We start from the raw sequence: 25,415 nt of genomic DNA, 5'->3' as shown, positions 1-25,415 counted from the left end.
CAAACCCCGGCACCAGGCCGGGGTTTGTGATGTCACCTCACAACCTTACTTCAACTTGGCAATCGCCGCGTTGAGGGTGTTGCTTGGGCGCATGGCCTTGCTGGTCAGTTCCGGGCTCGGCGCGTAGTAGCCGCCGATGTCCACTGGCTTGCCCTGTACGGCGTTGAGCTCGGCAACGATGGTCGCTTCGTTCTCGGTCAGGGTCTTGGCCAGTTCGCCGAACTGCGCTTGCAGTGCGGTGTCTTCGGTCTGGGCTGCCAGGGCTTGAGCCCAGTACAGTGCCAGGTAGAAGTGGCTGCCGCGGTTGTCGATGTTGCCGACTTTGCGCGATGGCGACTTGTTGTTGTCGAGGAACTGGCCGGTGGCCTGGTCCAGGGTCTTGGACAGTACCAGGGCTTTCGGGTTGTTGTACGTCACACCCAAGTGCTCAAGGGAGGCCGCCAGGGCCAGGAACTCGCCCAGGGAATCCCAGCGCAGGAAGTTTTCTTCCACCAGCTGTTGCACGTGTTTCGGGGCCGAGCCGCCGGCGCCGGTTTCGAACAGGCCACCACCGTTCATCAGTGGCACGATGGACAGCATCTTGGCGCTGGTGCCCAGTTCCATGATCGGGAACAGGTCGGTCAGGTAGTCGCGCAGCACGTTGCCGGTCACCGAGATGGTGTCCAGGCCCTTGCGGGTGCGTTCCAGGGTGAACTTCATCGCGTCGACCGGAGCCATGATGCGGATGTCCAGGCCTTCGGTGTTGTGGTCTTTCAGGTAAGCCTGGACTTTCTCGACCACGACGCCGTCGTGCGCGCGCTGTGGGTCCAGCCAGAAGATCGCTGGGGTGGCGCTGGCGCGGGCGCGGTTGACGGCCAGTTTGACCCAGTCCTGGATCGGCGCGTCTTTGGTCTGGCACATGCGGAAGATGTCGCCGGCTTCGACTTTCTGTTCCATCAGCAGGTTGCCCTTGCTGTCGGTGACGCGGACTACGCCGTCGGCCTTGATCTGGAAGGTCTTGTCGTGGGAGCCGTACTCTTCGGCTTTCTTCGCCATCAGGCCAACGTTTGGCACGCTGCCCATGGTGGTCGGGTCGAAAGCGCCATGGGCCTTGCAGTCTTCGATGACGGCCTGGTAGATGGTGGCGTAGCAGCGATCCGGGATCACGGCCTTGGTGTCGTGCAGCTGGCCGTCGGTGCCCCACATTTTGCCGGAGTCACGGATCATGGCTGGCATCGAGGCGTCGACGATCACGTCGCTCGGCACGTGCAGGTTGGTGATGCCTTTGTCGGAGTTGACCATCGCCAGGGAAGGGCGAGCGGCATAGACCGCCTGGATGTCAGCTTCGATCTGCGCCTGCTGGTCGGCCGGCAGGGCCTTGATGCGAGCGTACAGGTCGCCGATGCCGTTGTTCAGGTTGAAGCCGATCTGTTCCAGCACGGTGGCGTGCTTGGCCAGGGCGTCTTTATAGAACTCGGCAACGATCTGGCCGAACATGATCGGGTCGGAGACCTTCATCATGGTGGCTTTGAGGTGGACCGACAGCAGCACGCCTTGTTTCTTGGCGTCTTCGATTTCAGCGGCGATGAACGAACGCAGTGCATTCTTGCTCAATACGGCGCTGTCGATGATTTCGCCGGCCTGTACCGAAGTCTTTTCCTTCAGGACGGTGGCGGTGCCGTCCTGGGCGATCAGCTCGATTTTGACAGCATCGGCGCCTTCGATCTGTACGGCTTTTTCGCTGCCGTAGAAGTCGCCACTGTTCATGTGGGCAACGTGCGACTTGGAGTCGGCAGCCCAGGCGCCCATTTTGTGCGGGTGCTTGCGTGCGTAGTTCTTGACCGACAGCGGTGCGCGGCGGTCGGAGTTGCCTTCGCGCAGTACCGGGTTCACGGCGCTGCCCTTGACCTTGTCGTAACGTGCGCGGGTTTCTTTTTCCGCGTCGGTGGTTACGGTTTCCGGGTAGTCCGGCAGGGCGTAGCCCTGGGCCTGCAGTTCCTTGATCGCGGCTTGCAGCTGCGGGGTCGAGGCGCTGATGTTAGGCAGCTTGATGATGTTGGCTTCAGGCGTAACGGCCAGGTCGCCCAGTTCGGCGAGGTGGTCCGGGATGGCCTTGGCGCCCAATTGCTCGGGGAAGCTTGCGAGGATGCGCGCGGCGAGGGAGATGTCGCGGGTTTCCACGGCAATATCAGCGGAAGCGGTGAAGGCCTCTACGATAGGCAGCAGTGAATAGGTGGCGAGGGCCGGGGCTTCGTCGGTGAAGGTGTAGATGATCTTCGAGCGGGTGGGCATATTCGGATTAACTCTCTTCTTTGCTGAAAGCGTGCGCAGAAACTCGAGATGCGCCGGGTGGAGCGCGTTCGTTCAAAGCCATCCATGAGCGAAATGTCGAGGTTTCTTCGCGGTGATGTTGGGTTGCATCAGTCGAGCGTCAAGCGGGTGGGCTATTGTAATAGTCCTGCTTTGTAGCGGAAGGCTGTGTTCTAGAGCGGTCCGCCGTCGTGACTCTTGGGTCAGCGGCGGCATTATACATAGGTCGCTATGCTTACGCCGAGCCTTCATACAAAAGGTGTGTCGTCCATTGGTCTAAAGGTCGCAGGTACCCCATTGCGCCCAAAGTCGTATGGCGTGCTCAAGATTGGCGAATTTGCCTTAGATTTCAGGCTTGTAGACGACAAAATGTGCTGTTTTCGACGCAAATGACCGTGGCGTGAGGTTTCAGTCGTCATGTATCTGGAGTAGGCTCGAACGCAGCCAGATGTTCAATCCAAAGATGGAGTTCAGCATGGGATACAAGAAGATTCAGGTTCCAGCCGTCGGCGACAAAATCACCGTCAATGCAGACCATTCTCTCAATGTTCCTAATAACCCGATCATCCCTTTTATCGAGGGTGATGGTATCGGCGTCGACATCAGCCCGGTGATGATCAAGGTGGTCGACGCAGCTGTTGAAAAGGCCTACGGCGGCAAGCGCAAGATCTCGTGGATGGAGGTTTATGCCGGCGAGAAGGCGACTCAAGTCTACGACCAGGACACCTGGCTGCCCCAGGAGACCCTGGATGCGGTCAAGGATTACGTGGTTTCCATCAAGGGGCCGTTGACCACGCCGGTCGGCGGTGGCATCCGTTCGCTGAACGTGGCCTTGCGCCAACAGCTCGACCTGTATGTGTGCCTGCGTCCGGTGCGCTGGTTCGAAGGCGTGCCGAGCCCGGTCAAGAAGCCGGGAGATGTGGACATGACCATCTTCCGCGAGAACTCCGAGGACATTTACGCCGGTATCGAGTGGAAGGCCGGTTCTGCGGAAGCGATCAAGGTCATCAAGTTCCTCAAGGAGGAAATGGGCGTTACCAAGATCCGTTTCGACCAGGATTGCGGGATCGGTGTGAAGCCGGTGTCCAAAGAGGGGACCAAGCGTCTGGCGCGTAAAGCGCTTCAGTATGTCGTGGATAACGACCGCGACTCCCTGACCATCGTGCATAAAGGCAACATCATGAAGTTCACCGAGGGGGCCTTCAAGGAGTGGGCCTATGAAGTGGCAGCTGAGGAGTTTGGTGCCACGCTGCTCGATGGCGGCCCGTGGATGCAGTTCAAGAATCCAAAGACTGGCAAGAATGTCGTGGTTAAAGATGCCATTGCTGACGCCATGCTTCAGCAGATCCTGCTGCGTCCGGCTGAGTACGATGTGATTGCCACGCTTAACCTGAACGGCGATTACTTGTCCGACGCCCTGGCGGCAGAGGTGGGCGGTATCGGTATTGCGCCGGGCGCCAACCTGTCCGATACCGTGGCGATGTTCGAAGCCACCCACGGCACCGCGCCCAAGTACGCGGGCAAGGATCAGGTCAACCCGGGGTCGCTGATCCTGTCGGCGGAAATGATGTTGCGCCACATGGGCTGGACGGAAGCGGCAGACCTGATCATCAAGGGGACCAATGGTGCGATTTCGGCCAAGACTGTGACCTATGATTTCGAGCGCTTGATGGAAGGGGCGAAGTTGGTGTCGTCGTCGGGCTTTGGCGATGCGTTGATTTCGCATATGTAAAAGACGGGCACACAAAAACGGCCATCCCGGTTTGAGTGGGATGGCCGTTTTTTTTTACTGCAACCCCCAGGCTCAGTGGCGGTTAAGCCGTTAATTTCTTTTCTTTGTGAGCCGTGGTTGTTGCAGGTTTTGCAGGGGTGTCCGCCGTAACCGCAGAGATGTTTACGGCATGCAGCCCTTTAGGTCCTTGAATTATGTCAAAACTCACAGGTTGGCCGGCTTTCAGCGTTTTATAACCTTCCATGGTGATTGCTGAGTAATGGGCAAAAAGATCGTCACTCTTGCCCTCTTCGTTGACGAAGCCGTATCCCTTGGCATTGTTGAACCACTTGACCTTACCGCTTGCCATCTCCATATCCCTCTGCACCAGACTCCATCACTGGAGTATCATCCAGTTTATCCGTCCTAACCCGAATAAATAAGGTTGACTGCGCGGACCTTTTTTACCCACTGTGGGTTCTATTGGTTGTAACACCGATTTGCCGATAGTCAAGGCGACCAGTCGTTCAGAGTTGAAATTCTGACAGGTCGCCCCCACCACTGTATTTGAACCACTGACGAACCTTTCTTTCCATGCATGCAAACAGCCAGATTCGACTAACATTCAATCAGGATCGCCCGGATCAGGAACATGACGACGACGGTTCTGCAGGCATTGCTGTTCAGGAGGCCAAGCCTGCTCTACAGGCGCCGCCGATGTACAAGGTGGTTTTGTTCAATGATGACTACACACCGATGGATTTCGTCGTCGAAGTGCTCGAGGTGTTTTTTAACCTGAACCGCGAGTTGGCGACCAAGGTAATGCTGGCCGTTCATACAGAAGGACGGGCAGTATGTGGAGTGTTTACCCGCGACATCGCCGAGACAAAGGCCATGCAGGTCAACCAGTACGCCAGGGAAAGCCAGCATCCGCTACTCTGTGAAATCGAGAAGGACGGTTAACGCCGACCACTTGGGTATGAGGTGAAGCTATGTTAAACCGCGAGCTCGAAGTCACCCTCAATCTTGCCTTCAAGGAGGCTCGTTCGAAACGTCATGAATTCATGACCGTTGAACACCTGCTGCTGGCACTTTTGGATAACGAAGCTGCCGCCACCGTCTTGCGTGCGTGCGGCGCCAACCTCGACAAACTCAAGCATGACCTGCAGGAGTTTATCGACTCCACAACGCCACTTATTCCAGTCCACGATGAAGACCGTGAAACCCAGCCGACCCTGGGCTTCCAGCGGGTGCTTCAGCGTGCGGTTTTCCACGTGCAGAGCTCCGGTAAGCGTGAGGTCACGGGCGCCAATGTGCTTGTGGCGATCTTCAGCGAACAGGAAAGCCAGGCAGTGTTCCTGCTCAAGCAGCAGAGCGTTGCCCGTATTGATGTCGTCAACTACATCGCCCACGGTATCTCCAAGGTGCCTGGGCACGGCGATCATTCCGAGGGTGAGCAGGATATGCAGGACGACGAGGGCGGTGAGTCTTCTTCTTCGGGCAATCCACTGGATGCCTATGCCAGCAATCTCAACGAACTGGCGCGCCAGGGGCGGATCGATCCGCTGGTGGGGCGTGAGCTTGAAGTCGAGCGCGTAGCGCAGATCCTCGCGCGTCGTCGCAAGAACAATCCGTTGCTGGTGGGCGAGGCGGGCGTGGGTAAAACCGCGATTGCCGAGGGCCTGGCCAAGCGTATCGTCGATAACCAGGTGCCGGACCTGCTGGCCAATAGCGTCGTCTATTCCCTGGACTTGGGCGCGCTGCTCGCCGGGACCAAGTACCGTGGCGATTTCGAGAAGCGTTTCAAGGCATTGCTCGGCGAACTGAAAAAACGCCCGCAAGCGATCCTGTTCATCGATGAGATCCACACCATCATTGGTGCCGGTGCGGCTTCGGGTGGCGTGATGGATGCTTCCAACCTGCTCAAGCCGCTGCTGTCCTCGGGTGATATCCGTTGCATCGGCTCGACCACCTTCCAGGAATTCCGCGGCATCTTCGAAAAAGATCGCGCCCTGGCGCGTCGCTTCCAGAAAGTCGACGTGTCCGAGCCTTCGGTTGAAGACACCATTGGCATCCTGCGCGGGCTCAAGGGGCGTTTCGAGGCGCACCACGGCATCGAATACACCGATGAGGCGCTGCGTGCGGCGGCCGAACTGGCGTCGCGCTACATCAACGATCGGCACATGCCGGACAAGGCTATCGATGTGATCGACGAGGCGGGTGCCTATCAGCGCCTGCAACCGGTCGAGAAGCGTGTGAAACGCATTGATGTGGCTCAGGTTGAGGACATCGTCGCGAAAATCGCGCGTATTCCGCCTAAGCACGTCAACAGCTCCGACAAGGAGCTGCTGCGTAACCTGGAGCGCGACCTCAAGCTCACTGTGTTTGGCCAGGATGCTGCCATTGACGCGCTGTCCACGGCGATCAAGTTGTCCCGTGCGGGCCTCAAGTCGCCGGACAAGCCGGTTGGCTCGTTCCTGTTCGCCGGCCCTACCGGCGTCGGCAAGACCGAAGCGGCGCGGCAGTTGGCCAAGGCCATGGGGATCGAGCTGGTGCGTTTCGACATGTCCGAATACATGGAGCGTCACACCGTGTCGCGCTTGATCGGTGCACCTCCGGGTTATGTCGGGTTCGATCAGGGCGGCCTGCTGACCGAAGCGATCACTAAACAACCGCATTGCGTATTGCTGCTCGATGAAATCGAAAAGGCCCACCCGGAAGTCTTCAACCTGCTGTTGCAGGTCATGGACCACGGGACCCTGACCGACAACAACGGGCGCAAGGCGGATTTCCGCAACGTGATCGTGATCATGACCACCAACGCCGGTGCTGAAACGGCCGCGCGGGCTTCGATCGGCTTCAGCCATCAGGATCACTCTTCCGATGCGATGGAAGTGATCAAGAAGAGCTTCACGCCGGAGTTCCGCAACCGCCTGGACACCATTATCCAGTTTGGTCGCCTCAGTCACGAGGTCATCAAAAGCGTGGTGGACAAGTTCCTTACCGAGTTGCAGGCGCAGTTGGAAGACAAGCGCGTGCAGTTGGAAGTGACCGATGCGGCACGCAGTTGGCTGGCCGAAGGTGGCTACGACGCGGCAATGGGCGCACGCCCGATGGCGCGTCTGATCCAGGACAAGATCAAACGGCCGTTGGCCGAAGAGATCCTGTTCGGCGAACTGTCCGACCATGGCGGTGTGGTGCACATCGACTTGAAGGATGGCGAGCTGACCTTCGAGTTCGAAACCACGGCTGAAATGGCCTGATCGATAGCTGCAACAAAACGAAAAGGCGCCGAAAGGCGCCTTTTTGCTGTCTTGAAAACCATGAGGAGCAAATGTGGGGGCGGGCTTGCTCGCGAATGCGCAGTGTCAGTCAATAGATTCATTGGCTGATCCACCGCATTCGCGAGCAAGCCCGCTCCCACACAAAAACGCCCGGCATAACCGGGCGTTTTGTATTGACTTGCTTAGCGAGCGCGGTAAGTGATGCGCCCTTTGCTCAAGTCATAGGGCGTCAGCTCGACGCGCACTTTGTCACCGGTAAGAATACGAATGTAGTTCTTGCGCATCTTGCCGGAGATATGCGCGGTTACGACGTGCCCATTTTCCAACTCCACACGAAACATGGTGTTGGGCAGGGTGTCGACGACAGTGCCTTCCATTTCGAAGCTGTCTTCTTTCGACATGCAGTAAAGCCCTCGGTATCCAGTGAATGGCCCGGTGCAACTGCGCCAGGCAAAAGCGGCGTGCATTGTGCCCGAAAAAGGGTGTTTAAGCCAAGGGGTTCTAGTTAAGCGTGACCCATCTTTGATTAATCAGCAGTTCTATGGGGCGATATTGGGTCTTGTAGTTCATCTTTTTGCAGTTTTTGATCCAGTAACCGAGGTACACCGCCTCCAGTTCCAGGCGCAGGGCTTCGCCGATTTGCCACAGGATTGCAAAGCGCCCCAGGCTGCGGCGCTCTTCTGCCGGCTCGTAGAAGGTGTAGACCGCCGAGAGGCCGTTAGGCAGCAGATCGGTCACGGCGACAGCCAGCAGCCGGCCGTCGAGGCGGAACTCGTAGAAACGCGAAAACGGCAGGTCGCGCACCAGGAACGTGGAAAACTGGTCGCGGCTGGGCGGAAACATGTCGCCGTCGGCATGGCGTTGTTCGATGTAGCGTTGGTAAAGATCAAAATACTCTTCACTGAAACGCGGCTTGGTAGCTGTGACCGTCAGGTCGGCATTGCGCTTGAGGATGCGCTTCTGATTGCGATCCGGCAAAAACTGCCCCACAGGAATGCGTGCAGGTACGCAGGCATTGCAGTTCTGGCAATGGGGGCGGTACAGATGATCACCGCTGCGGCGAAACCCCATTTCCGAAAGGTCGGCGTACACGTGCACGTCCATCGGCTGACTGGGGTCGAGGAACAGAGTGGTAGCCTGCTCGTCGGGCAGGTAGCTGCAAGAGTGGGCTTGAGTGGCATAGAACTTCAAGCGTGCCAGCTCGGTCATGATCAACCCTCGGGATAGCCTTTGAAACAAGTGTAAGCCACGTGCGCGAAAGTCGCCTAGGAAACCACCCAGGGTCCGCTGTTGGGTTGATCCAAGTGGTTGCGCAGGAAATCTGCGAACTCACTGCGCGGTATGGCGCGGGCGCCCAGGCTGTGCAGGTGATCGTTGGGCATCTGGCAGTCGATCAGTACAAAGCCCCAAGCCTGCAATTGCCGGGTAAGCGTGGCAAAGCCGAACTTCGATGCATTGTCGGCACGACTGAACATGGACTCGCCAAAGAACAGTTGCCCCATCGCCAGGCCGTACAGGCCGCCCACCAGTTCGCCAGCGTCCCACACCTCGACGGAGTGCGCGTAGCCGCGCCTGTGCAGCTCCAGGTAGGCGCTCTGGATGCCTTGGGTGATCCAGGTGCCATCGGCATAGGCGCGCGGCGCCGCGCAGGCCTGGATCACGGCGGCGAAGTCCTGGTCGAAGGTCACTGTGTAACGTTGTTGGCGCAGCAGTTTGCCCAGGCTGCGGGATACATGCAGCTCTTCAGGGAAAATCACCGTGCGCGGGTCCGGCGACCACCAGAGAATCGGCTGGCCATCCGAAAACCACGGAAAACAACCGTGCCGATAGGCCTGCACCAGCCGTTCGGCCGACAAGTCACCACCGGCGGCCAGCAGGCCATTGGGTTCGCGCATGGCCTTGGCCAATGGCGGGAAAGTCAGGGAATCACGTTGCAACCAGGTCAGCATGGCATCCAGGCTTATGGAAGGGGAGGGGAGTGGCAGGTATGACACCTGCCGCACGTGGCGGTGATTATTGTCGACGCAGCGCCTCAGGGCCAGCCCGAATCGGGTGGCGGTCGGGATTAGCGTGAGCAGGTGTTTCTGCAACTCTCTGCCGGGGATGTGGTCGTAATCGGGTCGGCGCCATGCAGGCCATTTGCCAAGCTTGCGCTGATTGGTAAAAACAACCCATAAGCCTTTGTCAGCAAAGACAATGCATGCTCAAATTGACCCTGATGTGACACTTCAATTGTCTATGCTGCTGGGGGAAGGGCAAGGGCGTGGCATCGGGGACACAAACCCGTACAATGCGGCCATTGTGGCGTTATCGCCGTTTCATCGATCCATTACCCAGTGTTAAACGTAGAATCAACGACGTTCGTTCATTTTTCAGCTGCTCGGATTGGGCAGTAGTTGCAGTCATTCAATAGATGGACGCGCCAAAGGCGCAGGAAAAGACCCGTTTTGAAGAAATCCGCCGCAACACCCAAAGCAGCAGTCGTGCCGGCCTGGCGCCAGCACCTGCATTACCGCCTCAAGGAAGGCGCGCTGATCGCTATCGGCGCGCTGTGCCTGTTCCTGATGATGGCCTTGCTCACCTATGGCAAGGACGATCCGGGCTGGAGCCACAACAGCAAGATCGACGACGTGCAGAACTTCGGCGGACCTGCCGGCTCCTACAGCGCCGACATCCTGTTCATGGTGCTGGGTTACTTCGCGTATATCTTCCCATTGCTGCTGGCGATCAAGACCTGGCAGATCTTCCGCCAGCGCCACGAGCCGTGGCAGTGGAGCGGCTGGCTGTTCTCTTGGCGCCTGATCGGCCTGGTGTTCCTGGTGCTGTCCGGCGCGGCGCTGGCGCATATCCATTTCCATGCGCCTACCGGCCTGCCGGCGGGCGCGGGCGGGGCGCTGGGCGAAAGCCTCGGTGACCTGGCGCGCAAGACCCTGAATATCCAGGGCAGCACCCTGATGTTTATCGCACTGTTTCTGTTCGGCCTCACGGTGTTCACCGACCTGTCGTGGTTCAAGGTGATGGATGTGACCGGCAAGATCACCCTCGACCTGCTGGAGCTGTTCCAGGGCGCCGCCAATCGCTGGTGGGCTGCCCGGGTCGAGCGCAAGCGCATGGTGGCCCAGTTGCGTGAGGTGGACACACGCGTCAACGAAGTGGTGGCGCCAAGCACGCCTGACCGCCGCGAGCAGGCCAAGGTCAAGGAGCGCCTGATCGAGCGCGAACAGGCCCTGAGCAAGCACATGTCGGACCGCGAGAAGCAGGTGCCGCCGGTGATCGCTCCAGTGCCGACCAAGGCCCCCGAGCCGAGCGCCCGTGTGCAGAAAGAGAAACAGGCGCCGCTGTTTGTCGACAGCGCCGTCGAAGGCACCTTGCCGCCGATCTCGATCCTCGACCCGGCCGAAAAGAAACAGCTCAACTATTCCCCGGAGTCGCTGGCTGCTGTCGGCCATCTGCTGGAAATCAAACTGAAGGAATTCGGCGTCGAAGTGACGGTGGATTCGATCCACCCCGGCCCCGTCATTACCCGTTACGAAATTCAGCCGGCCGCTGGCGTCAAGGTCAGCCGCATCTCCAACCTGGCGAAAGACCTGGCCCGTTCCCTGGCCGTGACCAGCGTCCGCGTGGTGGAGGTGATTCCCGGCAAGACCACCGTGGGTATCGAGATTCCCAACGAAGACCGCCAGATCGTGCGCTTCTCCGAAGTGCTGTCGACGCCGGAATACGACAACTTCAAGTCGCCGGTCACCCTGGCCCTGGGCCACGACATCGGCGGCAAGCCGGTGATCACCGACCTGGCGAAGATGCCGCACCTGCTGGTCGCCGGTACTACCGGCTCGGGTAAGTCGGTGGGTGTGAACGCGATGATCCTGTCGATCCTGTTCAAGTCCGGCCCGGATGACGCCAAGCTGATCATGATCGACCCGAAGATGTTGGAGTTGTCGATCTACGAGGGCATCCCGCACCTGCTGTGCCCGGTTGTCACCGACATGAAGGACGCCGCCAATGCCCTGCGCTGGAGCGTCGCCGAGATGGAGCGCCGCTACAAGCTGATGGCGAAGATGGGCGTGCGTAACCTGTCGGGCTTCAACGCCAAGGTCAAGGAAGCCCAGGACGCCGGCACTCCGCTGGCCGACCCGCTGTACAAGCGCGAAAGCATCCACGACGAAGCACCGCTGCTGACCAAGCTGCCGACCATCGTGGTGGTGGTCGACGAATTTGCCGACATGATGATGATCGTCGGCAAGAAAGTTGAAGAGCTCATCGCCCGTATCGCCCAGAAAGCCCGTGCGGCCGGTATTCACTTGATCCTTGCAACCCAGCGTCCGTCGGTGGATGTGATCACCGGTCTGATCAAGGCCAACATCCCGACGCGCATGGCGTTCCAGGTATCGAGCAAGATCGACTCGCGGACCATCATCGACCAGGGTGGCGCCGAACAACTGCTGGGCCACGGTGACATGCTCTACATGCCACCGGGCACCAGTCTGCCGATCCGTGTACACGGCGCCTTTGTCTCCGATGATGAAGTGCACCGTGTGGTGGAAGCCTGGAAACTGCGTGGCGCCCCGGAATACAACGACGACATCCTCAACGGCGTCGAAGAAGCCGGCAGCGGCTTCGAGAGCGGCGGTGGTGGTGACGACGATGCGGAAACCGACGCCCTCTACGACGAAGCCGTGGCCTTTGTACTGGAAAGCCGCCGCGCCTCCATTTCTGCCGTGCAGCGTAAATTGAAAATCGGCTACAACCGCGCCGCCCGCATGATCGAAGCCATGGAAATGGCCGGCGTCGTGACCGCGATGAACACCAACGGCTCGCGTGAAATCATCGCCCCCGGGCAGATGCGCGACTGATCCCGCGCCGTGTGGCAGCACACGGCGCGCCCTGACTACTCAATGAGGACTCCCATGCGTCTTATCCGCATGCTGTTGTTGCCGGCACTGGCCCTGACTGCTGTTTCGGCGCACGCTGATCCGGCCTCGGTCGCCAGCCTGACCAACCTGTTGGACAAATCCAAGACCCTGACCGCGCGTTTCTCCCAACTGACCCTGGACGGCGGCGGCACCCAATTGCAGGAAACCGCTGGCGAAATGGCCGTGCAGCGTCCTGGCCTGTTCTTCTGGAAAACCGACGCGCCGAACGAGCAGACCATTGTCTCCGACGGCCAGAAAGTCACCCTGTGGGACCCGGACCTGGAGCAGGTAACCATCAAGAAGCTCGACCCGCGCCTGAACCAGACCCCGGCGCTGCTGTTGTCGGGCGATGTGTCGAAGATCAGCGACAGCTTCGAGATCACCTCCAAGCAGACCAGCAACGTGATCGAGTTCACCCTCAAGCCAAAATCCAAGGACACGCTGTTCGACAGCCTGCACCTGTCGTTCGGCAACGGCGTGATCAACAACATGCGCCTGATCGACAGCGTCGGCCAGCGCACCGACATCCTGTTCTCCGGGGTCAAGGCCAACGAGCCGGTCGCCGCATCCAAGTTCAAGTTCGACATCCCCAAGGGTGCCGACGTGATCCAGGAATAATCTGCCCAGAGGTTTCAAACGCTGCCCATGGACTTGTTTCGAAGTGACCCGATTGCTCAACCCCTGGCCGCGCGCTTGCGCTCGACCAACCTGGATGAGTACGTCGGCCAGGAACACCTGCTCGCTCGCGGCAAGCCCCTGCGCGAAGCCCTGGAGCAAGGTGCGCTGCATTCGATGATCTTCTGGGGCCCGCCAGGGGTGGGTAAGACCACCCTGGCGCGGTTGCTGGCGAAGGTCTCGGATGCGCATTTCGAAACGGTCTCGGCGGTACTCGCCGGGGTCAAGGAGATCCGCCAGGCCGTCGACGTCGCCAAACAGCAGGCCGGGCAATACGGCAAGCGCACCATCCTGTTCGTCGACGAAGTGCATCGCTTCAACAAGTCGCAGCAGGACGCGTTCCTGCCATATGTGGAAGACGGCACGCTGATCTTTATCGGCGCCACCACCGAGAACCCTTCATTCGAATTGAACAATGCCTTGCTGTCGCGGGCGCGGGTCTATGTGCTCAAGAGCCTGGACGAAGCGGCGATGCAAAAGCTGCTGCACCGTGCCTTGAGCGAAGACAAGGGCCTGGGCAAGCGCCGGCTGAGTCTCAGCGACGAAGGCTTCAAGATCCTGCTCACCGCCGCCGATGGTGATGGGCGCCGTTTCCTCAGCCTGCTGGAAAACGCCTCCGACCTGGCCGAAGACGGCAGCGAGATTGGCGTCGACCTGCTGCAAAGCCTGCTCGGCGACACGCGCCGACGCTTCGATAAGGGCGGTGAAGCGTTCTACGACCAGATTTCCGCGCTGCACAAATCCGTACGCGGTTCCAACCCGGACGGTGCGCTGTACTGGTTCGCGCGCATGATCGACGGTGGTTGCGACCCGTTGTACCTCGCGCGTCGCGTAGTGCGCATGGCCAGTGAAGACATCGGCAACGCCGACCCGCGGGCGCTGAGCTTGTGTCTGGCGGCGTGGGAGGTGCAGGAGCGCCTCGGCAGCCCGGAAGGCGAGCTGGCGGTGGCCCAGGCCATCACCTACCTGGCCTGTGCGCCAAAAAGCAACGCGGTGTATATGGGCTTCAAGTCTGCCCTGCGCGCCGCTGCCGAATACGGCTCCCTGGAAGTGCCGCTGCACCTGCGCAACGCGCCGACCAAGCTGATGAAACAATTGGGCTACGGTGATGAATACCGCTACGCCCATGATGAGCCAGACGCCTATGCGGCCGGCGAAGATTACTTCCCCGACGCGCTTGAACCGCTAGCGCTCTATCAGCCGGTGCCCCGTGGCCTGGAGCTGAAGATCGGGGAAAAGCTCAATCACCTCGCCCAACTTGATCGACTCAGCCCCAAACAGCGGAGAAAGTAGTGCTCAAGACGATTCTTGCCGTGTCCGCAGCCGGCATCGCTGGTACATTATTGCGTTTCGCCACCAGCACCTGGGTCAGCGCCAACTGGCCGAAGCATTTTTATGCGGCGACCCTGGCGGTCAATCTGGTCGGCTGCTTGATTATCGGGCTGTTGTACGGCTGGTTCCTGTTGCGCCCGGAAGTACCGATTGAAATTCGCGCCGGCTTGATTGTCGGCTTTGTAGGCGGTCTGACGACCTTTTCATCCTTTTCACTGGATACGCTGCGCTTGCTGGAAAGCGGGCAGGCCCTGGTAGCGTTCGGTTACCTGGGTATCAGCGTGTTCGGCGGGCTGCTCGCCACCTGGGCCGGCCTGTCCTTGACCAAACTTTGATAAACGAGAGACCGACATGCTCGATTCCAAACTGTTACGTAGCAACCTTCAGGACGTAGCGGACCGCCTGGCATCCCGTGGCTTTGCCTTGGATGTTGCGCGCATCGAAGCGCTGGAAGAACAGCGCAAGACCGTCCAGACCCGCACCGAAGCACTGCAGGCTGAGCGTAATGCGCGTTCCAAATCCATTGGTCAGGCCAAACAACGCGGCGAAGACATTGCGCCGTTGATGGCGGACGTCGAGCGTATGGGCACTGAGCTGTCCGAGGGTAAAGTCGAGTTGGACAAGATCCAGACCGAACTGGACTCGATCCTGCTGGGCATCCCCAACATCCCGCATGAATCCGTGCCGGTGGGCGAAGACGAAGACGGCAACGTCGAAGTGCGCCGCTGGGGTACGCCAAAAGCCTTTGATTTCGAGATTAAGGACCACGTCGCCCTGGGCGAACTGACCGGCGGCCTGGACTTTGAAACCGCCGCCAAGATGTCCGGCGCGCGATTCTCGTTGCTGCGCGGCCCGGTGGCCCGTCTGCACCGCGCCCTGGCGCAGTTCATGATCAACCTGCACACCGCCGAGCACGGCTACGAAGAAGCCTACACGCCGTACCTGGTGCAGGCACCAGCGCTGATGGGCACCAGCCAGCTGCCGAAATTCGAAGAAGACCTGTTCAAGATCAGCCGCGAAGGCGAAGCCGACCTGTACCTGATCCCGACGGCGGAAGTGTCGCTGACCAACATCGTGTCCGGCGAGATCCTCGACGCCAAAGCGCTGCCATTGAAGTTCGTCGCCCACTCGCCGTGCTTTCGCAGCGAAGCCGGTGCATCGGGTCGCGACACCCGCGGCATGATCCGCCAGCACCAGTTCGACAAGGTCGAGATGGTGCAGATCGTCGAGCCGTCGACCTCGATGGAAGCCCTCGAAGGCCTGACTGCCAACGCCGAGCGCGTCCTGCAACTGCTGGAGCTGCCGTACCGTGTACTCGCGTTGTGCACCGGCGACATGGGGTTCAGCGCCGTGAAGACCTACGACCTCGAAGTGTGGGTGCCGAGCCAGGACAAGTACCGCGAGATCTCGTCGTGCTCCAACTGCGGCGATTTCCAGGCCCGCCGTATGCAGGCACGTTTCCGCAACCCGGAAACCGGCAAGCCGGAGCTGGTGCACACCCTTAACGGTTCGGGCCTGGCGGTAGGCCGTACCCTGGTGGCCGTGTTGGAAAACTACCAGCAGGCAGACGGTTCCATCCGTGTACCCGAGGTGCTCAAGCCTTATATGGCAGGCGTTGAGGTCATCGGCTAAATGGAATTTCTGCCGCTGTTTCATAACCTGCGCGGCAGTCGTGTGTTGGTCGTCGGTGGCGGGGAGATTGCCTTGCGCAAATCCCGGCTGCTGGCCGACGCCGGTGCGTTGCTGCGGGTGGTTGCTCCCCAGATCGAAGACCAACTCCGCGAGTTGGTACTGGGCAGTGGCGGGGAACTGATTTTGCGCGGTTATCAGGAGGCCGACCTCGACGGTTGCACCCTGATCATCGCGGCAACGGACGACGAGCCACTGAACGCGCAAGTGTCCAGCGACGCCAAGCGCCGTTGCGTGCCGGTCAATGTGGTGGACGCGCCGGCCTTGTGCAGCGTGATCTTCCCGGCGATTGTCGACCGCTCGCCCTTGGTGATCGCGGTGTCCAGTGGCGGCGATGCGCCGGTACTGGCGCGGCTGATCCGGGCCAAGCTGGAAACCTGGATTCCGTCCACCTACGGCCAATTGGCCGGGTTGGCGGCGCGCTTTCGTGCCCAGGTCAAAGGTTTGTACCCGGATGTACAGCAACGTCGCGCGTTCTGGGAAGAGGTGTTCCAGGGCCCGATTGCCGATCGCCAATTGGCCGGGCAGGGTGCTGAAGCCGAGCGTTTGTTGGTGGAGAAAGTCAACGGCAAGCCGCCCCATGCGCCGGGTGAGGTTTACCTGGTGGGCGCCGGTCCTGGTGACCCGGACCTGTTGACCTTCCGCGCACTGCGCCTGATGCAGCAAGCCGATGTGGTGCTGTACGACCGCCTCGTTGCGCCAGCGATTCTCGAACTGTGCCGCCGTGATGCCGAGCGCGTATACGTCGGCAAGCGTCGCGCCGACCACGCCGTGCCCCAGGACCAGATCAACCAGCAATTGGTGGACTTGGCCAAGCAAGGCAAGCGGGTGTTGCGCCTTAAAGGTGGCGATCCGTTCATCTTTGGCCGTGGTGGCGAAGAAATCGAAGAGTTGGCGGCCCACGGCATCCCGTTCCAAGTGGTACCGGGCATCACGGCGGCCAGCGGTTGCGCGGCGTATGCAGGGATTCCGCTGACTCACCGCGACTATGCGCAATCGGTACGCTTCATCACCGGGCATTTGAAGGACGGGACTTCGGACCTGCCCTGGCATGACCTGGTGGGGCCGTCGCAGACCCTGGTGTTCTACATGGGCTTGATCGGCTTGCCGATCATCTGCGAACAGCTGATCAAGCATGGACGCGCAGCCGATACCCCGGCGGCATTGATCCAGCAAGGCACAACGTCCAACCAGCGCGTGTTTACCGGCACCCTGGCCGACTTGCCGCGCATGGTGGCGGAGCATGAAGTGCATGCGCCGACACTGGTGATCGTCGGTGAAGTGGTGGTGTTGCGCGAGAAGCTCAAGTGGTTTGAAGGCGCCCAGTCCCAGGTCTGAAAACTAAAAGCATCGCGGGCAAGCCCGCTCCCACAGGGGATCGCATTCCATGTGGGAGCGGGCTTGCCCGCGATGAGGCCTTCAAGCTCAGCGAGCAACCCGGATCAGCTCCAAACTGCGTTGCCCTTCAATTTCAAGCGATCATGCGGGGTATCAAATGCTTGCAACGGACCTTTGGGCACAATTCCCGTCGGATTGATCGTGCGGTGACTGGCGTAGTAATGCCCCTTGATATGCGCAAAATCCACCGTCTCGGCCACTCCCGGCCACTGATACAGCTCCCGCAGCCAGTTCGACAAGTTCGGATAATCCGCAATCCGCCGCAGATTGCATTTGAAGTGCCCGTAATACACCGCATCAAAACGGATCAGCGTAGTAAACAGGCGCACATCCGCTTCGGTCAGGAACTCGCCGGCCAGGTAGCGATGGTCGCTCAGGTGCTGCTCCAGATGATCCAATTCGGCAAACACATCATCAAACGCACTTTCGTATGCCTGCTGCGAAGTGGCAAAGCCTGCGCGATACACGCCGTTGTTCACGGCCGGGTAGATGCGTTCGTTCAGTGCGTCGATGCTCGGGCGTAGCGCCTCGGGGTAGAAGTCCAGGGTGTTGCCGGTCAGCCCATTGAACGCGCTGTTGAACATGCGGATGATTTCCGCCGATTCATTACTGACGATACGCTTGAGCTTCTTGTCCCACAGAACGGGCACCGTCACCCGGCCGGTGTAGTCGGCGGTATCGGCGGTGTAGCGCTGATGCATGAAGGCAAAACCGTCGAGGGCGTCGCCGCTGGAGCCGTGGGCCTTGTCGAAGGTCCAGCCGTTTTCCAGCATCAACCAGCTGACCACGGACACATCGATCAGGCTTTCCAGGCCCTTGAGCTTGCGCATGATCAGGGTGCGATGGGCCCAAGGGCAGGCGAGGGACACGTAGAGGTGGTAGCGACCGGCTTCGGCCTTGAATCCACCCTCGCCACTCGGGCCGGGCGAACCGTCGGCAGTCACCCAGTGGCGGCGCTGCGCCTGTTCACGCTGGAAAGCGCCATCTGCGCTACTTTCGTACCACTGGTCTTTCCAGCGTCCTTCGATCAGCAAACCCATGACTGGCTCCTCAACTAATAAGCGTTGGAGCCCAGTCTAAAGGGATGGGTTCGATTTAAAAGCGCAAAGACTGCGGGTGAATTATCGATTAAATCGATTTGTTCCGTGCGTCCCAGTATTGCTGGGCCAACACGAAAGCCTGCTCCCGCGAATGGCCAAGACCGCGCAAGGCCAGCGCCATGGTGGCGATCAGCGCCAGTTGCGGGTAGCTGTCCTCGACTTCACCGCGCCACAACGCTTTCAAATGCTCGGGCTCCAGGGTCGCCGGTTTGACGTGGCGTTGGGCGGAGAGGGCGGGCCACTCCTCGTCCCAGCTCTCGCCGCCGGTGGTGCCGTAGAGGTGGCTGGCGCTGTCGGGGTTGATCTCGATCTCGCCGCCGTCGCCCTTCACCACGATCACATTGTCGCCGAGCAGGCCGCTGGCATCGCGGTGCACGCCCTGGTAGCCGGGGTGGAAAATGCTTTGCAGGCCCAGGCGTGCATTCAGCGGGTTGAGCAGACGTGCCAGGGAGTGGATCGGCGAACGCAGGCCGAGGGTGTTGCGCAGGTCGATCATGCGTTGCAGTTGTGGCGCCCAGTCGCCCAGCGGGATAAATGCCAGGTTCCCGTGTTGGTAAGCGCTTTCGACCTGCTGCCAGTTGCGGCAAAGCGGGATCTGCAAGGTTGCCAGCAGTTGCTCGGTGTACAACCGCCCCGCGGTATGCGCGCCGCCGCCGTGCATGAGGATGCGTACGCCATTTTGCGCGAGGCACTTGGCCGCCAGCAGAAACCACGGCAGGTGGCGCTTCTTGCCGGCGTAGGTCGGCCAGTCCACGTCGACGTTCAGCGCCGGGGCGTTGAGGCGTTCGCGTACGGCTTCGGTGAAACCGGCGAGTTCTTCCGGGCTTTCTTCCTTGTGGCGCAGCAACATCAGGAACGCGCCGAGCTGGGTGTCTTCGACTTTTTCGTCGAGCAGCATGCCCATGGCTTCGCGGGCTTCCTCACGGGTGAGATTGCGCGCGCCGCGCTTGCCTTTGCCCAGGATGCGCACGAATGGCGCAAACGGGTGTTCGGCGGGAGTTTCGAGGGTCAGCGGGGCAAAGTCGGTCATAAGCAATTCGTCGGCCTGGGCAGGCCCGCCAGCTTGGCGGCGAGTTTGGCGGGAGTGCCGTTGAACAGTTTGTTGAGGTGCAGGCTGTTGCCCTTTTCCGGGCCCAGCTTCAAGGCGGTGTACTTGATCAGCGGGCGCGTGGCCGGGGACAGTTGGAACTCGGCGTAGAAGCCGCGCAGCAGTTCGAGGATTTCCCAGTGGTCGGGCGTCAGATCGAGCGCTTCGGCGGCAGCCAGGGCGCTGGCGACTTCTGTGGACCAGTCGTTCAAGTCGACGAGGTAGCCGTCCTTGTCCAACTCATAGGTGCGTTCGCCTACGGTCAAGGTGTTCATAGCCAGCTGTTGACCTTGTCATAGTCGATAGACAGTTGCACGAAGCCGGGATAGTCCACGCTGTCGGCCCAGTCGGGTAATGGCAGGTTGCGCGCCTGCATGTCTTCGGCCAGCACAAACACCCTCACACCCTTGGTGTGCAGGGCGGGGGCGTGCAGCCCGTAGGCGCCATCGCCGCACAGCAAGATCGCGTCCTCGGCGCCGCAGATGCGCAGGCAGCTGTCGAGGCGACTGTCGGAAAACGGCGAGTGAGACACCACATGTAAAGTCGACATCAGAGGGTAATCACCTGGTCGTAACGGTCAATCAATTGGGAAATAGCGTCGTTGCTCAATGGTTGTGCCTCGGTGGGCGGCGTCAGGCCACGCACAGCCATGCTGTGGCGGCAGACAAATACATCGTCGATACCGAACAGCCCCAAGGCCTGCAGGTTGGCACTGAGGTCCTTTTGTTGCACGGCCTTGGCGTTCTGGTGCGGTGCGAGCTGGAACACGCCGTCATCCATGAACAACAAACCGATGGGCAAATCGAACGCGCCACCGGCCAGCACGATATCCAGCGCTTCCCGTGCACTCGGGCCGGACCAAGGTGCCTGGCGGCTGATCACCAACAGGGATTTGGACATCTCACGGCCCTCCAAAGCAGATCAGGCGGTCGGCGGTTTGTGCGGCGTCGTGCAGTTGCCCCAGGCCAGACAACGCCCACGGTGCATCGAGGTTGACCGCGCTGCGCTGATAACGCGTGGCCTCCTCGGTGTTGAGCACCCCGCGACGCAGGGCGGCGGCGATGCATACCACGCCGTCAAGCTGGTGCTGGCTGACAAACTCACGCCATTGGCGGGCGATGTCCTGCTCATCCTGCGGGGTGACGATGTTATTGGACGCGCTGTACACGCCGTCCTGGTAGAAAAACAGCCGCACAATCTCATGCCCGCCGGCCAACGCCGCCTGGGCGAACAGCAAGGCGCGGCGCGAGGAGGGCGCGTGGGCCGCGGAAAACAGGGCTATCGCAAACTTCATGGCACACTCGGCAAGCAAACGTGGGCCAATGATAAAGCCGCCGCCAGGAAAAAGCCCGCCGTGATCAAAACGGTCACTGTTGCTGATCGTTCTGACGATTGCCCGTAGGACCAAGGCTGCCTAGTCTGTGGGCAATCGAAACGGAATTGGAGTGCCCATGTCAGGTCCCTTGGCGTCCCTCAAAGTGTTGGATTTCTCCACCTTGCTGCCTGGCCCGTTTGCATCCTTGATGCTCGCGGACATGGGCGCCGAAGTGCTGCGCATCGAATCGCCAACGCGCATGGACCTGCTGCGGGTGCTGCCGCCCCATGACCGGGGGACTTCGGCGAGCCACGCCTACCTCAATCGCAATAAGCGCAGCCTGGCCCTGGACCTCAAGCAAGCCGAGGCGCTGGAGATCGTGCGGGCGCTGGTCAAGGACTACGACATTATTCTCGAACAGTTCCGCCCCGGGGTCATGGAGCGCCTGGGCCTGGGATATGAAGCGCTGAAGGCGATCAACCCCCGGCTGATTTATGTGTCGATCACCGGCTACGGTCAGACCGGCCCCTACAAGGACCGCGCCGGGCACGACATCAACTACCTGGCGTTGTCCGGTGTGGCCAGCTACACCGGGCGCCAGGACAGTGGGCCGCTGCCGTTGGGCGTGCAGTTGGCGGATGTGGGCGGTGGCTCGTTGCATGCGGTGGTGGGGTTGCTCGCGGCAGTGATTGCGCGGCAGCAAAGCGGGGTGGGGCAATATCTGGACGTGAGCATGACCGATTGCTCCTTCAGCCTTAACGCCATGGCGGCAGCGGGCTACCTGGCGTGCGGGGTGGAGCCGGCGTGGGAAAACCACGTGCTCAACGGTGGCAGTTTCTACGATTACTATCGGACCCGGGATGGACGATGGATGTCGGTGGGCAGTCTGGAGCCGGCTTTCATGCAGTCGCTGTGTGCGGCGCTGGGACGGCCGGAGTTGGCGGCGCAAGGCTTGTCGCCGGAGCCGGAGCGGCAAAAAGTGCTCAAGCAGGCTTTGCAGGTTGAGTTTGAGAAACGCAGTTTTGAGGAGCTGTGCGCGTTATTTGCCGAGGTGGATGCCTGCGTCGAACCCGTGTTGAGTTTGAGTGAGGCGCTTGAGCATCCCCAGTTGAAGGCGCGGGAATTGTTGAGCCAGGTGCCCCGGGGCGATGGTTCGACCCAGGTGCAGTTGGCGTGTCCGTTGAAGTTCTCTGAGGGGTTGCCAGCGCCTCGGCATATTGGCGGGGCGGTGGGCGCGCACAGTGATGAAGTGTTGGCTGAATTGGGCTTCAGTAATCAGCGTATTGAGGCTTTGCGGCAGGCCAGGGTTATTGGTTGACTGATCCGGCGCCTTCGCGGGCAAGCCCGTTCCCACATTTGACCGGGTTGTCATGTCGATCACCGATCCAATGTGGGAGCTGGCTTGCCTGCGAAGAGGCTGTCACTCCACCCGGGTCTCTCCAGTAAACACCAAAGTCTGCCTACACCGCCGACACAAATACCGCCGCCCCTGAGCCACCAACCCATGGCGCTGCGACGAAAAGGGAAAGTCACTGTCCGCACACGGGCAACGGTAGATATACCGCGTCACCTGACGCCGCTTTACCGCATACGTATGGCAACGGTCCGGCGGCAGTTCGTACACCCCGCGCATGATCAATTGCCATTCTTCGCCATGGGGCTGAATGCGTTCGCCAAACAATTGGTGGGCAATCAGGTGCGCCACTTCATGGGCCACCGTCTGTTTCAGGAAATGCTGGCTGTTTTCACGGTACAGCTGGGGGTTGAAGCGCAGCAGGTTCTCGTGCAAATGCGCGACACCGGCCTTCTGGCCCCGCAGCTTGAGGCTGACCTGGGGGCGTTTGAAGCTTCGTTTGAAAAAGGATTCGGCTTGCAGGAAACAATCTTCGACGCGGGTATTGAGTTGCTCGGGCATGCTGTACCTATCTCCAGAGGCGCCCAGTATGCCGCAACGCCGTGTGTTTCCGAATGGTTCAGGCGCCGAATGGTCATGCATAACGCACAAAGCCACCTTGCGGTGGCCTTGCTCACGGTCTGAAACGCTCAATTGGTATAGATAGGCCCAACGCCCAAGCCCCAGACGATCACGGTAAACGCCATGATTGCCACCAGCACCACCAGGCCCACGGCCAGCACCGAGCTGGAAAACAGGAAGCCCTCGTCCGGATCGATGCTCATGAACGTCGGCAGCCCCACATACAGCAGGTACACCGTGTAGCAGATCGCCGCGGTGCCCACGACCATGCCCAGCCACATATGTGGGTACAGCGCCGCCAGCCCGCCGATAAACAGCGGTGTCGCGGTATAGGTGGCAAACGCGACGCAGCGCGACATGCTGGGGTTGGCGTCGTAGGTTCGGGCCATCCAATGGATGAAGGCGCCCATCACCGCCACGCCGGCGAGCATGGCCGCGTACGACATGATGGTCATCCACAGGGCGCTTTCCTGAGTCAACATCACGGGCGAGCGGTTGCCGATGACCCAGCCGACCTGGGTGGTGCCGATAAAGGCTGATACGGCGGGGATCGCCGCGAGAATCAGCGTGTGAGTGAGGTACATGTGGCCGATGCTTTCTTCTTTATCGCCACGGATTTCCCGCCATTCCTGGTCAGGATGGGTAAACAGCCCCACGACGTGATGGATCATGCCAGTCACTCCTGTTGTTATTACCATCGCCCCCCATCGGAGCGCCCACGGGCCAATTGGCCTGAAAGGTCTGGATATATACGTGCGACCTCAAGTCGCAGTATAGGAAGGGATGACCGGAATGACTGTAGGGCCTTTAGAGCAAATCGCGCTGTAAACATTGGCCCTAATCGCGGTGAAGTCTGTCGGGACTGCCATGGTCGGTGTGGGAGCAGGCAAGCCAGCCCCCACATTGGATCGGCGTCGCCCATTGAAGCATTTTTGCGTAAAATGCTGCGCTTTTCGTCACACACCTTTTGCGGATTCAAGCGCCATGGGCACTCTTACAGTCAACCAGAACAAACTGCAGAAACGCCTGCGTCGCCTGGCCGGTGAAGCGGTCGCCGATTTCAACATGATCGAGGACGGCGACAAGGTCATGGTCTGCCTCTCCGGCGGCAAAGACAGCTACACCATGCTCGACGTGCTGCTGCACCTGCAAAAGGTCGCGCCGATCAAGTTCGAGATCGTTGCCGTCAACATGGACCAGAAACAACCGGGCTTCCCCGAGCATGTGCTGCCGGCCTACCTCAAAGAGCTGGGTGTCGAGTATCACATCGTCGAAAAAGACACTTATTCGGTGGTCAAGGAATTGGTTCCGGAAGGCAAGACCACCTGCTCGCTGTGCTCGCGCCTGCGTCGGGGCACGCTCTACACCTTTGCCGATGAAATCGGTGCGACCAAAATGGCCCTGGGCCATCACCGCGACGACATCGTCGAGACCTTCTTCCTCAATATGTTCTTCAACGGTTCGCTCAAGGCCATGCCGCCCAAGCTGCGCGCGGATGACGGGCGCAACGTGGTGATTCGCCCGCTGGCGTATTGCAACGAGAAGGACATCCAGGCCTACTCCGACCTCAAGCAATTCCCGATCATCCCGTGCAACCTCTGCGGCTCCCAGGAAAACCTGCAACGCCAGGTGGTCAAGGAAATGCTGGTGGAGTGGGAACGCAAGACACCGGGCCGCACCGAGAGCATCTTCCGCAGCCTGCAGAACGTGCAGCCGTCGCAGTTGGCCGACCGCAACCTGTTCGATTTCACCAGTCTCAAGATCGACGAAAGCGCCGCTTCGCGTTTCGTCAATATAGTGAACCTCTAAGCGACTTCAATGCTCTGACACACGGCGCTCGCGGGCGCCGTTTTCAATTCGAATCCCGGGAGAGGGCATGCGCGATTACAAGTGGCTGCACGAATACTGTCTGAACCGCTTCGGTTCGGCGGCCGAGCTGGAAGCCCACCTACCCGTACCGAATACTGCGGCGCAGTTGCGCCAGATCAGCGACGACCGCTACCTGTCGACCCTGGCCCTGCGGGTGTTCCGTGCGGGCTTGAAACACAGCGTGGTGGATGCCAAGTGGCCGGCGTTCGAGAAAGTGTTCTTCGGCTTCGACCCGGAAAAAGTCGTGCTGATGGGCGCCGAGCACCTGGAGCGGCTGATGCAGGACACCAGCATCATCCGCCACCTGGGCAAGCTCAAGAGTGTGCCGCGCAATGCGCAGATGATCCTGGACATCGCCCATGAACACGGCAGCTTCGGCGCGTTTATCGCCGATTGGCCGGTGACCGACATCGTTGGGCTGTGGAAGTACCTGAGCAAGCACGGCCACCAGTTGGGCGGGCTATCGGCACCGCGCTTTTTGCGCATGGTCGGCAAGGATACGTTCGTGCCGAGTTTTGACGTGGTGGCGGCGTTGAACGCACAGAAGATCGTCGACAAGGCACCCACCAGCCTGCGGGACCTGGCGACGGTGCAGGCGGCGTTCAACGAGTGGCATGCCGAGAGTGGGCGGCCGATGTGCCAGTTGTCGATGATGCTGGCTTACACCGTCAATCACTAGCCTGTAGTGAGCGGGCTTGCCCCGCGCCGGGGGGCGAAGCAGCCCCAAACGGTACTCCGCGGTGTATCAGCAAGACCGCGGTGTCTGGATTTAGGGCGG

25 protein-coding genes are annotated in these 25,415 nt (G+C 60.3%); 12 read left to right on the top strand and 13 right to left on the bottom strand.

From position 1 onward, the window contains the following. Nucleotides 1-45 precede the first annotated feature (45 nt). Complete coding sequence (locus LIY36_RS16990) at nt 46-2,271, bottom strand: NADP-dependent isocitrate dehydrogenase (protein ID WP_226456375.1); 2,226 nt, start codon at nt 2,269-2,271, stop codon at nt 46-48. Nucleotides 2,272-2,764: 493 nt separating this feature from the next. On the opposite strand from LIY36_RS16990, the gene icd reads away from it, so the two are divergent. Beyond that, a complete protein-coding gene (icd, locus tag LIY36_RS16985; RefSeq protein ID WP_226456374.1) occupies nt 2,765-4,021 on the top strand; it encodes an NADP-dependent isocitrate dehydrogenase in 1,257 nt (418 codons plus the stop codon). 82 nt (nt 4,022-4,103) lie between these two features. On the opposite strand, the gene cspD is transcribed toward icd, so the two are convergent. Further along, nucleotides 4,104-4,376: a cold shock domain-containing protein CspD gene (cspD, locus tag LIY36_RS16980; protein WP_305391087.1), complete on the bottom strand. Its 273-nt coding sequence runs from the start codon at nt 4,374-4,376 to the stop codon at nt 4,104-4,106. A 218-nt stretch (nt 4,377-4,594) separates the two neighbouring features. Between cspD and clpS the strand changes: the two genes are divergently transcribed. Beyond that, on the top strand, nt 4,595-4,963 hold the full coding sequence (gene clpS / locus LIY36_RS16975; RefSeq protein ID WP_005789091.1) for an ATP-dependent Clp protease adapter ClpS: 369 nt from the start codon (nt 4,595-4,597) through the stop codon (nt 4,961-4,963). Nucleotides 4,964-4,992: 29 nt separating this feature from the next. Next, nucleotides 4,993-7,263, top strand: coding sequence for an ATP-dependent Clp protease ATP-binding subunit ClpA (gene clpA, locus LIY36_RS16970; protein ID WP_192296554.1), 2,271 nt, complete (start codon nt 4,993-4,995; stop codon nt 7,261-7,263). Between the two features lie 203 nt (nt 7,264-7,466). On the opposite strand, the gene infA is transcribed toward clpA, so the two are convergent. The 3 genes from infA to aat all read right to left on the bottom strand — a co-directional run bounded on the left by infA (nt 7,467) and on the right by aat (nt 9,233). Continuing rightward, nucleotides 7,467-7,685, bottom strand: coding sequence for a translation initiation factor IF-1 (gene infA, locus LIY36_RS16965; protein ID WP_002553999.1), 219 nt, complete (start codon nt 7,683-7,685; stop codon nt 7,467-7,469). Nucleotides 7,686-7,785: 100 nt separating this feature from the next. After that, nucleotides 7,786-8,493, bottom strand: coding sequence for an arginyltransferase (locus LIY36_RS16960; protein ID WP_226456373.1), 708 nt, complete (start codon nt 8,491-8,493; stop codon nt 7,786-7,788). 56 nt (nt 8,494-8,549) lie between these two features. Then, complete coding sequence (aat, locus tag LIY36_RS16955; RefSeq protein ID WP_192296552.1) at nt 8,550-9,233, bottom strand: leucyl/phenylalanyl-tRNA--protein transferase; 684 nt, start codon at nt 9,231-9,233, stop codon at nt 8,550-8,552. 498 nt (nt 9,234-9,731) lie between these two features. Here aat and LIY36_RS16950 point away from each other — a divergent pair, with 498 nt between their 5' ends. From LIY36_RS16950 to cysG, 6 genes are read left to right on the top strand one after another with little or no spacing between them, the layout of a single operon-like run. Next, the gene (locus tag LIY36_RS16950; RefSeq protein WP_226456372.1) at nt 9,732-12,137 is read left to right on the top strand and encodes a DNA translocase FtsK; all 2,406 of its coding nucleotides are present in this window, start codon (nt 9,732-9,734) and stop codon (nt 12,135-12,137) included. A 54-nt stretch (nt 12,138-12,191) separates the two neighbouring features. Next, complete coding sequence (gene lolA, locus LIY36_RS16945) at nt 12,192-12,815, top strand: outer membrane lipoprotein chaperone LolA (protein WP_192296550.1); 624 nt, start codon at nt 12,192-12,194, stop codon at nt 12,813-12,815. A 27-nt stretch (nt 12,816-12,842) separates the two neighbouring features. Beyond that, nucleotides 12,843-14,165 carry a replication-associated recombination protein A gene (locus tag LIY36_RS16940; RefSeq protein ID WP_226456371.1) on the top strand — a complete coding sequence of 441 codons (1,323 nt, stop codon included), beginning with the start codon at nt 12,843-12,845 and terminating at the stop codon, nt 14,163-14,165. Next, a complete protein-coding gene (gene crcB, locus LIY36_RS16935; RefSeq protein WP_065872076.1) occupies nt 14,165-14,539 on the top strand; it encodes a fluoride efflux transporter CrcB in 375 nt (124 codons plus the stop codon). The genes LIY36_RS16940 and crcB overlap by 1 nt, the downstream gene beginning before the upstream one ends. A 16-nt stretch (nt 14,540-14,555) precedes the next feature. Further along, nucleotides 14,556-15,836, top strand: coding sequence for a serine--tRNA ligase (gene serS, locus LIY36_RS16930; RefSeq protein ID WP_192296548.1), 1,281 nt, complete (start codon nt 14,556-14,558; stop codon nt 15,834-15,836). Then, entirely contained in the window at nt 15,837-17,231 is a 1,395-nt protein-coding gene (cysG, locus tag LIY36_RS16925) for a siroheme synthase CysG (protein WP_192296547.1), read from the top strand. It abuts the gene before it with no gap. Between the two features lie 104 nt (nt 17,232-17,335). On the opposite strand, the gene LIY36_RS16920 is transcribed toward cysG, so the two are convergent. From LIY36_RS16920 to tusD, 6 genes are all read right to left on the bottom strand, one after another. Then, complete coding sequence (locus LIY36_RS16920) at nt 17,336-18,331, bottom strand: glutathione S-transferase family protein (protein ID WP_226456370.1); 996 nt, start codon at nt 18,329-18,331, stop codon at nt 17,336-17,338. Nucleotides 18,332-18,419: 88 nt separating this feature from the next. Then, entirely contained in the window at nt 18,420-19,421 is a 1,002-nt protein-coding gene (locus tag LIY36_RS16915) for a glycosyl transferase family protein (RefSeq protein ID WP_226456369.1), read from the bottom strand. After that, on the bottom strand, nt 19,418-19,753 hold the full coding sequence (locus LIY36_RS16910; protein WP_192296544.1) for a TusE/DsrC/DsvC family sulfur relay protein: 336 nt from the start codon (nt 19,751-19,753) through the stop codon (nt 19,418-19,420). Before LIY36_RS16910 ends, LIY36_RS16915 begins: the two co-directional genes overlap by 4 nt. Next, a complete protein-coding gene (tusB, locus tag LIY36_RS16905) occupies nt 19,750-20,028 on the bottom strand; it encodes a sulfurtransferase complex subunit TusB (RefSeq protein ID WP_226456368.1) in 279 nt (92 codons plus the stop codon). The genes LIY36_RS16910 and tusB overlap by 4 nt, the downstream gene beginning before the upstream one ends. Beyond that, complete coding sequence (tusC, locus tag LIY36_RS16900) at nt 20,028-20,378, bottom strand: sulfurtransferase complex subunit TusC (protein WP_105522787.1); 351 nt, start codon at nt 20,376-20,378, stop codon at nt 20,028-20,030. The genes tusB and tusC overlap by 1 nt, the downstream gene beginning before the upstream one ends. A 1-nt stretch (nt 20,379) precedes the next feature. After that, nucleotides 20,380-20,772 carry a sulfurtransferase complex subunit TusD gene (gene tusD, locus LIY36_RS16895; protein WP_192296542.1) on the bottom strand — a complete coding sequence of 131 codons (393 nt, stop codon included), beginning with the start codon at nt 20,770-20,772 and terminating at the stop codon, nt 20,380-20,382. Nucleotides 20,773-20,929: 157 nt separating this feature from the next. Between tusD and LIY36_RS16890 the strand changes: the two genes are divergently transcribed. Continuing rightward, nucleotides 20,930-22,111 (top strand): CaiB/BaiF CoA transferase family protein, encoded by a 1,182-nt coding sequence (locus LIY36_RS16890; protein ID WP_226456367.1) that lies wholly within the window; start codon nt 20,930-20,932, stop codon nt 22,109-22,111. A gap of 102 nt (nt 22,112-22,213) precedes the next feature. Here the strand turns inward: LIY36_RS16890 and LIY36_RS16885 are convergent, their stop codons facing one another. After that, the gene (locus LIY36_RS16885) at nt 22,214-22,708 is read right to left on the bottom strand and encodes a SprT family zinc-dependent metalloprotease (RefSeq protein ID WP_192296540.1); all 495 of its coding nucleotides are present in this window, start codon (nt 22,706-22,708) and stop codon (nt 22,214-22,216) included. A gap of 128 nt (nt 22,709-22,836) precedes the next feature. After that, nucleotides 22,837-23,439, bottom strand: coding sequence for a Yip1 family protein (locus LIY36_RS16880; protein WP_226456366.1), 603 nt, complete (start codon nt 23,437-23,439; stop codon nt 22,837-22,839). Nucleotides 23,440-23,752: 313 nt separating this feature from the next. On the opposite strand from LIY36_RS16880, the gene ttcA reads away from it, so the two are divergent. Beyond that, a complete protein-coding gene (gene ttcA / locus LIY36_RS16875) occupies nt 23,753-24,577 on the top strand; it encodes a tRNA 2-thiocytidine(32) synthetase TtcA (RefSeq protein WP_192296538.1) in 825 nt (274 codons plus the stop codon). 67 nt (nt 24,578-24,644) lie between these two features. Beyond that, complete coding sequence (locus tag LIY36_RS16870) at nt 24,645-25,316, top strand: DNA-3-methyladenine glycosylase I (RefSeq protein ID WP_192296537.1); 672 nt, start codon at nt 24,645-24,647, stop codon at nt 25,314-25,316. Nucleotides 25,317-25,415 lie beyond the last annotated feature (99 nt).

Origin of the sequence: Pseudomonas sp. AF03-9 (genome assembly GCF_020515815.1) — a bacterium.
In the GTDB taxonomy this organism is placed as follows: domain Bacteria; phylum Pseudomonadota; class Gammaproteobacteria; order Pseudomonadales; family Pseudomonadaceae; genus Aquipseudomonas.
The sequence above is the reverse complement of the archived record's forward strand: the minus strand, read 5'-3'. Positions and strand labels throughout refer to the sequence as shown.

Coding starts and splice junctions, on each gene's coding strand:
- infA (WP_002553999.1), bottom strand. CDS start 7,685: ATGTCGAAAGAAGACAGCTTCGAAATGGAAGGCACTGTCGTCGACACC.
- clpA (WP_192296554.1), top strand. CDS start 4,993: ATGTTAAACCGCGAGCTCGAAGTCACCCTCAATCTTGCCTTCAAGGAG.
- LIY36_RS16890 (WP_226456367.1), top strand. CDS start 20,930: ATGTCAGGTCCCTTGGCGTCCCTCAAAGTGTTGGATTTCTCCACCTTG.
- lolA (WP_192296550.1), top strand. CDS start 12,192: ATGCGTCTTATCCGCATGCTGTTGTTGCCGGCACTGGCCCTGACTGCT.
- LIY36_RS16880 (WP_226456366.1), bottom strand. CDS start 23,439: ATGATCCATCACGTCGTGGGGCTGTTTACCCATCCTGACCAGGAATGG.
- icd (WP_226456374.1), top strand. CDS start 2,765: ATGGGATACAAGAAGATTCAGGTTCCAGCCGTCGGCGACAAAATCACC.
- tusD (WP_192296542.1), bottom strand. CDS start 20,772: ATGAAGTTTGCGATAGCCCTGTTTTCCGCGGCCCACGCGCCCTCCTCG.
- tusB (WP_226456368.1), bottom strand. CDS start 20,028: ATGTCGACTTTACATGTGGTGTCTCACTCGCCGTTTTCCGACAGTCGC.
- cysG (WP_192296547.1), top strand. CDS start 15,837: ATGGAATTTCTGCCGCTGTTTCATAACCTGCGCGGCAGTCGTGTGTTG.
- LIY36_RS16940 (WP_226456371.1), top strand. CDS start 12,843: ATGGACTTGTTTCGAAGTGACCCGATTGCTCAACCCCTGGCCGCGCGC.
- tusC (WP_105522787.1), bottom strand. CDS start 20,378: ATGTCCAAATCCCTGTTGGTGATCAGCCGCCAGGCACCTTGGTCCGGC.
- LIY36_RS16990 (WP_226456375.1), bottom strand. CDS start 2,271: ATGCCCACCCGCTCGAAGATCATCTACACCTTCACCGACGAAGCCCCG.
- cspD (WP_305391087.1), bottom strand. CDS start 4,376: ATGGAGATGGCAAGCGGTAAGGTCAAGTGGTTCAACAATGCCAAGGGA.
- LIY36_RS16960 (WP_226456373.1), bottom strand. CDS start 8,493: ATGACCGAGCTGGCACGCTTGAAGTTCTATGCCACTCAAGCCCACTCT.
- aat (WP_192296552.1), bottom strand. CDS start 9,233: ATGCTGACCTGGTTGCAACGTGATTCCCTGACTTTCCCGCCATTGGCC.
- LIY36_RS16870 (WP_192296537.1), top strand. CDS start 24,645: ATGCGCGATTACAAGTGGCTGCACGAATACTGTCTGAACCGCTTCGGT.
- ttcA (WP_192296538.1), top strand. CDS start 23,753: ATGGGCACTCTTACAGTCAACCAGAACAAACTGCAGAAACGCCTGCGT.
- serS (WP_192296548.1), top strand. CDS start 14,556: ATGCTCGATTCCAAACTGTTACGTAGCAACCTTCAGGACGTAGCGGAC.
- clpS (WP_005789091.1), top strand. CDS start 4,595: ATGCATGCAAACAGCCAGATTCGACTAACATTCAATCAGGATCGCCCG.
- LIY36_RS16885 (WP_192296540.1), bottom strand. CDS start 22,708: ATGCCCGAGCAACTCAATACCCGCGTCGAAGATTGTTTCCTGCAAGCC.
- LIY36_RS16920 (WP_226456370.1), bottom strand. CDS start 18,331: ATGGGTTTGCTGATCGAAGGACGCTGGAAAGACCAGTGGTACGAAAGT.
- LIY36_RS16915 (WP_226456369.1), bottom strand. CDS start 19,421: ATGACCGACTTTGCCCCGCTGACCCTCGAAACTCCCGCCGAACACCCG.
- LIY36_RS16910 (WP_192296544.1), bottom strand. CDS start 19,753: ATGAACACCTTGACCGTAGGCGAACGCACCTATGAGTTGGACAAGGAC.